Raw genomic sequence first — 12,846 nt, forward strand, 5'->3', positions numbered from 1 at the left:
AGCATGAATATATCGCGTCCCTTTATTGAACGGCCGATCGCCACCACGCTGCTGACCATCGGCGTGGCGCTGGCCGGCATGGTGGCGTTCCGGCTGTTGCCGGTATCGCCCTTGCCACAGGTGGATTTGCCGACCATCTCGGTCTCGGCCGGCCTGCCCGGCGCCAGTCCAGAAACCATGGCGGCCACCGTGGCCACGCCGCTGGAACGGGCGCTCGGCTCGATTGCCGGCGTCACCGAAATGACCTCCTCCAGTACGCTGAGTTCGACCCGCATTACCATGCAGTTCGATCTCAGCCGCGACATCGACGGCGCCGCGCGCGACGTCCAGGCTGCGCTCAACGCCGCCCGTAACCTGCTGCCGACCGGCTTGCCCAGCAATCCGAGCTATCGCAAGGTTAATCCAGCCGATGCGCCGATCATCATCCTGGCACTGACCTCGGACAGCATGACGCAAGGCCAGATGTACGATGCTGCCGACACCATCCTGGCGCAAAAACTGTCGCAGGTGAAAGGCGTCGGCCAGGTCAGCGTCGGCGGTAGTTCGCAGCCTGCGGTGCGAGTGGAACTGAATCCGACCGCACTCAATAAATACGGCATCGGCAGCGCCGACGTGCGCACCGCGATCGCCGCCACCAATGCCAACCGTCCCAAGGGCGTGCTGGAAGACGGCGACAAGAACTGGCAGATCTACGCCAACGACCAGGCCAAGACCGCCGCCGAGTACATGCCGCTGATTGTCGCCTACCGCAATGGCGCGGCCGTGCGGGTCAGCGATGTCGCACAGGTGACCGATTCGGTTGCCAATGTGCGCAACGCGGGCTCGGCCAACGGCAAGCCTTCCGTGCTGGTGATCCTGAACCGCCAGCCGGGCGCCAACATCATCGAAACCGTCGACGAAGTACGGGCCCTGCTGCCGCAGTTGCGCGCCTCGATCCCGGCCGCCATCAATCTTGATGTCGTGATGGACCGCACGCCGACCATCCGCGCTTCCCTGCGCGAGACCGAACGCACCCTGCTGATGTCGATCGGACTGGTGATCATGGTGGTGTTCCTGTTTCTGCGCAACGGCCGCGCCACGCTGATCCCGGCGGTGGCGGTGCCAGTGTCGCTGATTGGCACTTTCGGCGTCATGTATCTGCTTGGTTACAGCCTTGATAACCTGTCGCTGATGGCGCTGACGATCGCTACCGGCTTCGTGGTCGATGATGCGATCGTGGTGCTGGAAAATGTTTCGCGTCATATTGAGCAGGGCAAGAAGCCGTTTGCGGCAGCCATGCTGGGCGCCAAGGAAGTGGGCTTCACGGTGCTGTCGATGAGCATCTCCCTGATCGCCGTCTTCATCCCTATTCTTCTGATGGGCGGCATTGTCGGCCGGCTGTTTCGCGAGTTTGCGGTCACCCTGTCGGTGGCGATCCTGGTCTCGCTGCTGGTGTCGCTGACTACCACGCCGATGATGTGCGCACGCCTGCTGAAACACGAGCCGCACCGCAAGCAGGGCCGTTTCTTCACCGCCACCGAGCGCGCCTTCGATGCCATGCTGCGCGGTTACGAGCGTTCGCTGGCGTGGGCGCTGCGCTTCTCGCCGCTGATGATTATCATCTTGGTGGCCACCATTTTCCTCAACGTCTATCTGTACACGGTCATCCCCAAAGGCCTGTTCCCGCAGCAGGATACCGGCCTGGTGATCGGCGGCATCCAGGGCGACCAGTCGATTTCGTTCCAGTCGATGAAGGTCAAGCTTGATCAATTTGTCAGCATTGTCCGCAGCGATCCGGATGTGCAAAGCGTGATCGCCTTTACCGGCGGCGGCCAGAGCAATCGCGGCAACATGTTCATTACGCTCAAGCCGCTGACCGTGCGCAAGCTCACCGCCGATCAGGTGATCGCACGCCTGCGCGGCAAGCTCAGCCATGTGCCGGGCGCCAACCTCTTCATGCAGTCGGTGCAGGATATCCGCACTGGCGGCCGTTCCAGCGATGCCCAGTACCAGTACACCCTGCAGTCGGACGATCTCAACGAGCTGCGCACCTGGGAACCGAAAATCCGGGACGCCTTGAGCGCCTTGCCGCAGCTAGCCGATGTCAATACCGACCAGCAGGACAAAGGATTGCAGACCACCCTGACCATAGACCGCGAAACCGCCATCCGCAGCGGCGTCACGCCGCAGCTGATCGACGCCACCCTGAACGATCTGTTCGGCCAGCGCCAGGTCTCGACCATTTACAGCGGCATGAACCAGTATCACGTGGTGATGGAAGCCGGACCGCAATACTTGCAAAGTCCGCAAATCCTGCACAATACTTATGTCAGCATCCCTGCCAGCACCGCCAATCTGTCGCCCACCACTTCGGCGCTGGGCACGCCGCCAGCCTTGACCGCGGGTGGCAAGCTGGCGTCCAATTCGTCGCTGGCGCTGACCTTGTCGACTGCGGCCGAACAGCAGATGCCGTTGGCGGCATTCTCCAGTTTCCAGCCGACCAACACCGCGCTGGCAGTGAATCACCAGAGCCAGTTCATCGCCTCGACCATCTCCTTCAACCTGCCAGCCGGCGAATCGCTGTCGGACGCCACGCTGGCGATCAACGACGCCATGGCCAGGATCGGCGTGCCGACTTCGGTGCACGGCAGCTTCCAGGGCACCGCCAACGTATTCCAATCGTCGTTGAGCAGCCAACCGATGTTGATCCTGACCGCGCTGCTGGCGGTCTACATTGTGCTTGGCGTCCTGTATGAAAGCTACGTCCATCCGATCACCATCCTCTCGACCCTGCCTTCGGCTGGCGTCGGCGCCCTGCTGGCGCTACTGGCGACCGGCACCGATTTCAGCCTGATCGCACTGATCGGGGTGATCCTGCTGATCGGCATCGTCAAGAAGAACGCGATCATGATGATCGACTTCGCCCTGCATGTGGAACGCGAGCAGGGGTTGTCGCCGCGCGATTCGATTTTCGAAGCTTGCAAGCTGCGCTTCCGGCCGATCATGATGACCACCATGGCCGCCATGCTGGGCGCAGTGCCGCTGGCGCTGGGCGCTGGCGACGGCGCTGAACTGCGACGGCCGCTGGGTATCGCGATTGTCGGCGGCTTGATCATGAGCCAGCTGCTGACCCTGTACACGACCCCGGTGGTGTATCTGTACATGGATCGCTTCCGCTTGTGGAGCAAGGATAAATGGGAGCGCCGCGGCGGTAGAGCAGCGCCGGACGTAGCCGAAGCGTAGCAACCCGACAAATCAGGAAGCATGGTCGGCGAACAACGATAATCAACGGATCAAACATGAAACACATGCATATACCTACGCACAAAAACCTGATGGCGCTGGCGATCGCGGCAATCTTGTTAAGCGCCTGTGCCGTCGGCCCTGACTACGTGCGCCCGGTGGCCGATGCGCCGGCCGCCTTCAAGGAAAACAAGGACTGGAAAGTGGCTACGCCGCAAGATCAGCCGTTGCAGGAAAAATGGTGGGAAATCTACCAGGATCCACAATTGAACGCGCTGGTCGAGCAAGTGAATATCTCCAACCAGAACCTGGCGCAGGCTGAGGCGCAATTCCGCCAGGCCCGGGCGTTGGTGCAATCGGCAAGGGCATCGTATTTCCCGACGATAGGAGCGAATAGCGGGGTGACGCGCTCGGGCTCGGCCGCGAATTCCAGTAATGGCGGTCGAGTTGCCAACGCCTATTCGCTCGGCCTGAGCAGCAGCTGGGAACCTGACCTGTGGGGTCGCATCAGCCGCACGGTGGAGGCCAATCGTGCCTCGGCGCAAGCCAGTGCTGCCGATCTGCAGGTAGCCAAACTCAGCGCCCAGTCCACCTTGGCGCAGGACTACCTGCAGTTGCGCGTGGTAGATATGCAGCAAAATTTGCTCAATGAGACCGTAGCCGCCTACCAGAAATCGCTGCAGCTGACGCAGAATCAATACGCTGTCGGCGTCGCAGCGCAATCCGATGTAATTCAAGCACAAACCCAGCTCAAATCGGCACAGGCGCAGGCCGTGGACAACGGCGTACTGCGTTCCCAGCTGGAACACGCGATTGCGCTCCTCACCGGACAAGCCGCTTCCAGTTTTTCGATAACGCCAGCACCGCTGGTTGCAGTGCTGCCGACTATTCCAGTCGGCGTACCGTCGGCATTGCTGGAACGCCGCCCGGACGTCATTGCCGCCGAACGCCTGGCTGCGGCAGCCAATGCCCAGATCGGCGTGGCCAAGGCCGCCTACTTCCCGAACCTGACGTTGTCGGCTTCCGGCGGTTTTCAAAGCAGCAGCTTTGGCGACTGGCTGACAGTGCCCAATCGCATCTGGTCGCTTGGACCAGCACTGGCCGCAACATTGTTTGACGGTGGCGCCCGTCGCGCCCAAAGCGATCAGGCAATTGCCGCGTATGACGCCAGCGTTGCCGTGTACAAGCAAGCCGTGCTGACCAGCTTCCAGGAAGTCGAAGACAATCTGGCGGCATTGCGGATTCTGGAACAGGAAGCTTCAGTGCAGAATGAAACTGTCGCATTTGCGCACCGCGCAGTGGAACTCATCCTCAATCAATACAAGGCTGGTACGGTCAATTACTCCAGCGTGGTGACTGCCCAGGCGACCGCATTCAATGCCGACCTGGCTGCGCTGAATATCCGGAACCGGCGCTTTGCAGCCAGTGTGTCGCTGATTAAAGCGCTGGGTGGCGGCTGGAGCCAGGCGGAACTGCCTGACAATGCCATGCTGAACGATCGTGGTCAGGACGGCGCGGTCAAGCCAGTCCAGAAATAAAGATATCGCCTGCAGCAACGCTGCATTCACCAAAGTCGTTCGAGGGGAGGAAAAAAAATGAATTTCGGCTCAAGCTGGCAACTGTTTGCACTCGGTTCTGCATTTTTTGCCGGCCTGACGGCAATCTTCGGCAAATTCGGCGTAACCGGCATGAATTCGAATTTCGCCACGTTCATCCGCACTATCGTCATCCTGTTCGTGATCGCCGCCATCGTCACCTTGCGTGGCGAATGGCAAAAGCCGGCACAGGTGGGCGCCAGCAACTGGCTGTTCCTGGTGCTGTCGGCAATCGCTACCGGCTTATCGTGGCTATGTTATTACCATGCACTGCAAATCGGCCCGATATCGAAGGTGGCGCCAATCGACAAGCTGAGCGTAGCCTTTGCCATCGTACTGGGACTGCTGTTTGCCGGCGAACAGTTGACCTGGCCGGTGGCGATCGGCGGTTCGCTGATCGTAGCCGGGTCGGTGGTGATCATTGCTTTTTAAACGATACTTACGCTATCCGCAATAGCGTTGCAGGCATGGTTCCACGTAAAGCATTACACACCATGATCTGCTCCGCGGCGAGCAAATCCTCCAGGCCCAAGCTGCGTTCGACAGCATTCCAAGCCGGATCATTCAGGACTATGCTGCGCATTACTCCCGGCAGTAATCCAGACCGCAACGGCGGCGTATACCAGTGTCCGTCCAGCTTGACGAAGACACTGCTGCGACCACCTTCGGTAAGCTCACCTTCGCGATTGAAAAACAGCATATCGAACGCGCCCAGTTGTGCCGCGTCTTGCCACGCTTGATCGTAGCACTGGCGCAAGGTGGTTTTATGCCGCAGGAATAAATCGTCGGAATGCGTCAATGTTTGTGCGATCAACAATTTGACTGGCATCTCAAGTGTTCCCAGGTCCGCGCTCTCCAAACTGCAATTGCCACCTGCTGAAAGGGTCAGACGCAAACGTTGGGGAACCGCATCGGACAAGCTGGCGCAATGCGCCTGCACTGCTGCACGCAATATTGACTCGTTGAACGGAAACCCAAAATACACGGCAGATGCCTGCAGCCGCTGCAAATGCAAATCCAGATGCCGGCAACCATCGGCACGGGTAGCGTACATGGTTTCAAATAACGAAAAATCGCCACGCAAGCCTGTCAGGAATTTTGCTTTCAATGCGCATTCGGCATATTCGTCGGCGGCCACGCTATCGTGCACGATGCCGGCACCGACGCCCATCTCACCGCGGCGGATGCTCGCCCCGAACGGACCGTCCGGGCTTGGTGCTTGTAGCATCAGAGTACGGATCGGCACCGACAGGCAAAAATCGCCAAACCGGCGGCCATCGGTGGCCGCATCGAACCAGCCGATCGCGCCGGTGTACAAGCCGCGTGGTTCCGGTTCCAGTTCATCAATGATCTGCATGGTGCGAAGCTTCGGCGCACCTGTAATCGAACCGCAGGGATACAGTGCTTGCACCAGGCCGGCCAGGCTGATATCGTCGCGCACCCTGGCTTGCACCGTGGAAGTCATTTGCAGCACGGTATTGAAGCGGGTGACTTCAAACAGTTTCGGCACCTGGACCGAACCCGGGACCGCAATACGCCCCAGGTCGTTGCGCAGCAAATCCACGATCATCAAGTTTTCCGCCCGGTTCTTGGGATCGGCTGCCAGCGCCAGTGCACTCTGCCGATCTTGATCGGGATCGCCGCTGGCCGCTGCAGTACCTTTCATCGGCCGAGCGGTCAGCCCCCCCCCAGCGTGGCGCACGAACAGCTCTGGCGACAGCGACAGCACCGTGGCGCCGCTCGGCAAGCCGATCAACGCCCCATACGGCACCGGTTGGCGCAGCCGCAATTGCCGATACAACGCTACTGGATCGCCATACATATCGAAACGCAAGCGATAGGTGTAGTTGACCTGATAAGTATCGCCCGCCTCGATGTAGGCGTGAATTTTTGCGATTGCTGCGGCAAACTGATCTGCGTTGACATTCGACTGCAAATTGGCAATGCCTGCGTCGCCACCGCCGCGCTGCGCCGCTTGACGCTGTTCCAGCCAGGACTCCACCTGATCGTCGCCCAATTGGCTGCAATCGGCAAACAGCAGGATTTGCGCCAACGCTTGCGTCGGCCGCTGCCGCCCCGTCCGCTCCGGCAGGACATGCTGCAGTCCAATTCCCAATTCATAGGTAAACAGCGTCACCGCATGCAGGCCGTTCTGCACGGCCTGTTGCATTTGTGCCAGCAACTGCGGCAACTCCTCAGCCCGGAAACATTGCAGACATTCGACCAACCCTGTGTAAAGGCGCGACGCGCCGGCCCGGCCAGACTCGGCACTACGGTCATCCAGCAATGCGAAGCAGGAGGCAAATTCGGCACGTGGGCAATCAAACGTTGTATTCATGATTTTTTGCAAACAAACAGCATGCCGCCGACGCAACAACAAGGAACGCCAGCGACCAAAGCCTGCCATGCTACCTGATCGGCCAAAGATTAGGGCCTATTGACCTTCAATTGGGAGATGCGTTCCAGCCAAAACGCTATAATTATGCACTTTGCCAGCACAGCCGCTTACGATGGCGCCAAGGTCTGTCAAGGCATCATCATCGGCAGTCCGGCCCGGCTCTATCTACCGATCCCACATGGCCATATCCCGCGTTTTCCTCACACCACTGATTGTGGCCTGCGCCCTGTTCATGGAAAACATGGACTCCACGGTCATCGCAACCTCGCTGCCAATGATGGCGCACGACATGGGTGAAAGCCCGATCGCGCTGAAACTGGCCATGACCTCCTACCTGGTCAGCCTGGCGGTATTCATCCCCATCAGCGGCTGGATGGCTGACCGCTTCGGCGCCCGCACCGTGTTCCGTAGCGCCATCGGCGTGTTCATGCTTGGTTCGATCCTGTGCGGCATCTCTAATACGCTTGCCGAATTCGTCGCCGCCCGTTTCCTGCAAGGGGTCGGCGGCGCCATGATGGTGCCGGTCGGACGGCTGGTGATCTTGCGCACCACCTCCAAGGCCGAGCTGGTGCGCGCGCTGAGCTACCTGACCATCCCGGCGCTGCTGGGGCCAGTCATCGGACCGCCGTTGGGCGGCTTCATCACCACCTATTTCCACTGGCGCTGGATTTTCTTCATCAATGTACCGATCAGCATTCTCGGCATTTATCTGGCCACCCGTTTCATCGAAAACCTGCGCAGTGACGACACCGTGCCGCTCGACTGGATCGGCTTCCTGCTGTCGGCGATCGGCTGCTCGTCTCTCATGTTCGGCCTGGCCAGCGCCGGGCGACACTTGGTGGCTGGCGATGTCTCGATGATCTGTGTGATTGTCGGTACGATCAGCTTGCTGGCATATGTCTGGCATGCCTTCCACACACCGCATCCGCTGATCAATTTACGCCTGCTGCAAATTCCTACCCTGCGCATGAACGTGTTCGGCGGCTCGTTGTTCCGGATTGGCGTCGGCGCGCTGCCATTCCTGCTGCCACTGTTATTCCAGCTAGGTTTCGGCCTGACGCCGTTCCAGTCAGGTTTGCTGACTTGCGCTTCCGCCGCAGGGGCGATTTTTGTAAAGACCATGACGACCGTGGTGTTGAAGCGCTTCGGGTTCCGCAATGTGCTGATCTACAACACCGTGCTGGGCACCTTATCAATGGCGGCGTTTGGCGCACTGCAAGTGGATACGCCGCATCTGATCGTGATCCTGATGCTGCTGCTCGGCGGCTGCGTGCGTTCCATGCAATTCACCAGCCTGAACGCGATTGCCTATGCCGAGATCGATCAGCGTCAGATGAGCCAGGCTACCAGCTTGACCAGTGTGGCACAGCAGTTGGCGATCGGCCTGGGCGTGACTGTTGGCGGCTTTGCGCTGCAAGTATCGAATCAGGTACAAGGCCACGCAACGATCGTCAGCGCCGACTTCTGGCCGGCATTTTTGCTGATCGGCTTGATCGCCTTGGCTTCCCTGCCGTTTGCGTTGAAGCTGCAACCGGACGCGGGAGCGGAGCTGTCCGGACGCAGATAGTCGTTCAAAGACGAAGTGCCTGCGGTTGTGTAGCTGTTAATCGAAGCGCAGGTTATACAACACATCCAATCCGTTGATCGTGCCGCCGCGCATGACCATCGACCAGCGTCGCGAAAATTGCCACGTGAGTCGCAGGATACTGGCAGCGCTGGTCAGGCTTTGCTCGTAGCCAAGGTTGATTTTTTCGGTGATGGCTTTACCTAGGCTGACAACCTGTTCGTTGTCGATGCCCGATTCGCTCGATCCGATCGAGAACTCATCGAAGCCGATGCCTTGCGCGATCTTCTTGCCGCCCAGGTTGCCTAGCAACGCCAACGCCTGCCCCGCCGCCTGCCGCTGCCCCAACGCAGAGCTATCGCTCCCGTGGCCGAACATCAGCCAGGATAATTTCTCCTCATCCGACACATTCGGCTCCGACACCAGCTTGACCCGCAGGTTGGATGGCGTACCAGTGATCTCTGCGCCGGCTTCGACGTCCTGATTGCGCTTCATCGCCAGGATATAAATGTTCGGATTGTCGATCGGTCCCTGGAAATTTATCAACCCGCGCTCGATCGCCAGTTTGCGGCCAAACACCTCATAGCTGCCGCTGGCGACACGGATGGTGCCGGTGGCGCGCAACGGTTGATAGGGCTCACTGCGTACCTGCATTGCGCCACGCAGCAACAAATCGGCGCCGCTGCCGCGGAAGCGAAAATCGTCGCCGAAATCAACCTCCACGCTCATCACCGGAGTGGCACCGCCGGCCGGCTTCTCTGCTGCCTTGGCCAGTCGCTCCTTCTCCGTCAACGGCGTAGCGCGTGCCGTCACGTCTTTACGAACGATGATCACGTCGTCGCCCAGCGCCGGTGCACTGCTCTTTGGCAAATCGAACAATGCCTTATCTACCGCGAACTTACCGTCAACATGCAGTTGCTCCTTGACGTTGGCGATCTTGGCCTGGCCGGACAACATCAGTTGCCGGTCCGGGCTGGCAAACAGTTGCAAGTGGTCGGCAATGACATTAGCAGTCAGGTCGGGATTGTCGTGTCCCAATTGCAAGCGACCGGTGGCGCGTATGGTGCCGTCGCCGCCATGGAATTCCAGATGCTGCAAATCGACCACGTTATCGGCCAGGTTGAGACGGGCAATACCGTCCTTCAATTTGATGCCCTGATCGAACAGCGTCACCGCCAGTTGGTCGCCGGTGACAGTACCGGACAACTTCGGCTTGCCAAGCTCGCCGGCCAGACTCAAATCCATGCCGATGCTGCCATCCAGTGCAACCTGCGGCCCGATCAGCGCTCCCATCGACTTCAGTTGCGGCACCTGCAGCCTGGCACGGCCGCTCACTGCCGAGCTGTCGCCGATGCTCCAGCTACCGCCGTTGTTCTGCAAAGCCAGCTGCAACTGAGCCGTCAATGTACCGATGCGTGCCGCAGCCAGTTGGCTGTCGAGCTTGATGTGGCCGTTTTGCAGATCAGCACGCAGCTTGAGCTCGGACAAACCGAGGTTGATGTCGCCCCGTCCGTGGCTGACGCGCAGATCGCCGCTGCGGCGAGCGATTTGCAGGAACCCGCTCATCTTGTCCGCCAACGAAAAATCCCAGCTGCTATCCAGCACCAGGTCCGTCTTCAGCGGTACTTCGGGTGCACCAAACTCATGTGCCAGCCCCAATATTGTCGCGACGTTGAGTGCATTAATCTCCCCTGCCGAACGCATCTTGCCGTTGTCGTAGCTGAAATTCTTCAAATCGATCTGCGCATCGGCCACGCTCAAACGCGTCGCGCCCAGCACCACATGCCCGGCTTCGGCACTGATCGTCAAAGGCGCGCCAAGGCTGATGCGGGGAATTCCCTGGTTCTGCAATTCGCTCAGTTGCCCTTGCCAGCCGTAACCGTTCTTGCCTTGCGTGAGCTGGCCTTGCGCTGCCATCGTCAGGTGCAGGGGCTTGCCACGCAGATTGCCGGCGCTATCCAGTTTCAATGTATGTGCGCCATAGGTGCCCGACAAATTCAGGCTCAGTTTATCGAGGGCGACATCGTTCCCGCTATGCAAGCCGCGGCCATCAATGGTAAGCGACAGCCGATTGCTGCTGGAATTCAACTTGGCGTCGAGATCCGCTTGCACATCGGCCTGACCGGTCAGGCTATCCACACGATGCTCGCCAAACGCCAGTTTGTCAGCGCGGTAGGTTGCTTGCACGCTGGGCCGCTGCAATGTGCCGCTGGCTTGCCCGTCCACGTGCAAGGCGCCGGACACACCGAATCCCAGTCGTTGCAATTCAGGTGCATCGACCTTGAGTTGCAAACGGTCGCCGGCGGCGCCGAAACTGCCTTTGGCACGCACCTCGTTCCCCGCCACCGACAACGCGATATCGCTCGGTAGCAGGCGCTTTCCGGTCAGATTCAACTGGCCGCCGCCGCTCATCGGCAATTGATCGTAGCGGCTATCGTGAATCGCGAACTTGAGCTTGAGGCCGAGTTCCGGCCCCAGATTGCCGGCGGCGTCGAGATCCATATTGATATTTGCCGCGACCGCCTGCGCTTTTGCTTTCGACTTGCCTGGCGTCGCGTTGCTGTTGATCCACAAAAATGGATCAAATGCACGCAGGCTGCCCTTCAGCGCGTAGGGCATTTGTCCATCACGCCCTAACGTGCCACTGGCATCGAGACGCGCCGCGCCGGCCGCCAGTTGCGCATTTTTCAGCGTGATCTGTTTTGCATCCAGAACGGCTTCCAGTTTGGCCTTGTAAGTCGCATCGGCCAGATCCAGCGCAAACTGCTGGTTCTGCGGCGTCAGCTTGACGTTGACCGGTCCGCGGAACTGCGATGGCTGTAATTTGCCATGCAAGGCATGCAGATCCAATCCGGCTACGGTGAAGTTGAACTCGCCGTTATCTTTATCCTTGCCGTCGCTGCGATAAGCCCCCTGGCCGCTGATCACAGCGTCTTTCAACAGTTTGATTTGCAGTTGCGATATCTGCTGTGTCTGCGCATCCAGCCGCACATCGGCGCTGGCGCTAATCAGTGGCAAGCGATCCTGGTCGAGCGTCCCAGCCATCGCGTTGGTGATTCTGATCGGACCGCTGACTGCCAGTGTCGACAAATCGGCGGCAGGCACACTAGCTGTATTTGACGCGGCCGCAGCCACTACCGGCGCAAGCGGCTTCAACTCGACCTGCAAGCTCAAATCGGCCTGCTGCGCGCCGCTGCTGAACAGTTTCGGATTGACGTGTGCAGCCTGCAACGCGACGCTCTGGAACGGGATTGGCGCAAACGGCGTTGCCGCAATCCTGGCGGTGCCGGCCAGCTTGTCACCGCGCGCATTCAAATCGATATCCAGCGCTTCCAGCGTGCCGGACAGACGAGCGTCCACCTGATATTTTTCTTGCTGGTATTCGCCGCCCAACTCAACGCCGCCGCTGAGTGCAAAGGGACGCAAGCCATTCAGGGCGAGCTTGGCGCTGGCCCTGCCGTAAGGCGTATCGAGCCGCTCCAGCACCAACTGATGCTGAAGGCCATCCGACTCGCCGTGCAACTGCAGATGGCTCAGTTCGGTCGTGCTCAATCCTTCATGCACTGCCAGTTGCGCCAGTGAAATATCATTGAGTTCCAGCTGCAACGGCAGCTTGAAGCTGGACGGCAGCACGGTAGGTGTCGACGGCGTCGGTTGCAAGCGAGCATCGACATTGCCGACATGCAGGTAAGCAACCTGAAATTTCAGCGGCGACAGACTGAGATGCCAGCGAGCGTCAATTCGGTCAATCAAATACTCCTGCGTTGCGTCGCGATATGCCAGCTGGCGCAACTGCAGGCCATCTGCCAACGTGCCTCCAGCCACCTGCCCCGACAGGTTGCCGTGCATGGCCCAGGTGGCGAGCTGCCACAAGGCGCGCGTGCCGGCTTCGGAGCGCGCGCTGAAAAACAAGGCGACCGATACCAGCGCCAATAGCACCACCAGCGCCAGTGCTGTACCGGCCAAGGCAGTGAACAGACGCCGCCAACCACGCCCGCGGGCGGGCGTTGGCGGCGTTGCTGGTTCGGGCGAAGTGACAGGCGCTTGGGTCATGCGTTCAATCTTGG

General features: G+C 59.8%; 6 protein-coding genes. 4 read left to right on the forward strand and 2 right to left on the reverse strand.

Annotation, left to right across the window (positions count from 1 at the left end):
* The first annotated feature begins 3 nt into the window (after window positions 1–3).
* From CAter10_RS15395 to CAter10_RS15405, 3 genes are read left to right on the forward strand one after another with little or no spacing between them, the layout of a single operon-like run.
* Window positions 4–3,222, forward strand: a complete 3,219-nt coding sequence (locus tag CAter10_RS15395) for an efflux RND transporter permease subunit (RefSeq protein WP_061534101.1) — start codon at window positions 4–6, stop codon at window positions 3,220–3,222.
* A 56-nt stretch (window positions 3,223–3,278) separates the two neighbouring features.
* On the forward strand, window positions 3,279–4,760 hold the full coding sequence (locus CAter10_RS15400) for an efflux transporter outer membrane subunit (protein WP_082797942.1): 1,482 nt from the start codon (window positions 3,279–3,281) through the stop codon (window positions 4,758–4,760).
* Between the two features lie 57 nt (window positions 4,761–4,817).
* Window positions 4,818–5,249, forward strand: a complete 432-nt coding sequence (locus CAter10_RS15405) for an EamA family transporter (RefSeq protein WP_061534102.1) — start codon at window positions 4,818–4,820, stop codon at window positions 5,247–5,249.
* Window positions 5,250–5,256: 7 nt separating this feature from the next.
* On the opposite strand, the gene pabB is transcribed toward CAter10_RS15405, so the two are convergent.
* Window positions 5,257–7,155: an aminodeoxychorismate synthase component I gene (pabB, locus tag CAter10_RS15410; protein WP_061535387.1), complete on the reverse strand. Its 1,899-nt coding sequence runs from the start codon at window positions 7,153–7,155 to the stop codon at window positions 5,257–5,259.
* Between the two features lie 172 nt (window positions 7,156–7,327).
* Here pabB and CAter10_RS15415 point away from each other — a divergent pair, with 172 nt between their 5' ends.
* The gene (locus CAter10_RS15415) at window positions 7,328–8,782 is read left to right on the forward strand and encodes an MFS transporter (RefSeq protein ID WP_257722344.1); all 1,455 of its coding nucleotides are present in this window, start codon (window positions 7,328–7,330) and stop codon (window positions 8,780–8,782) included.
* A gap of 36 nt (window positions 8,783–8,818) precedes the next feature.
* On the opposite strand, the gene CAter10_RS15420 is transcribed toward CAter10_RS15415, so the two are convergent.
* Window positions 8,819–12,832 carry a translocation/assembly module TamB domain-containing protein gene (locus CAter10_RS15420; protein WP_231878999.1) on the reverse strand — a complete coding sequence of 1,338 codons (4,014 nt, stop codon included), beginning with the start codon at window positions 12,830–12,832 and terminating at the stop codon, window positions 8,819–8,821.
* Window positions 12,833–12,846 lie beyond the last annotated feature (14 nt).

The sequence above is a fragment of the Collimonas arenae genome, from assembly GCF_001584165.1.
Classification (GTDB): Bacteria; Pseudomonadota; Gammaproteobacteria; order Burkholderiales; family Burkholderiaceae_D; genus Collimonas; species Collimonas arenae.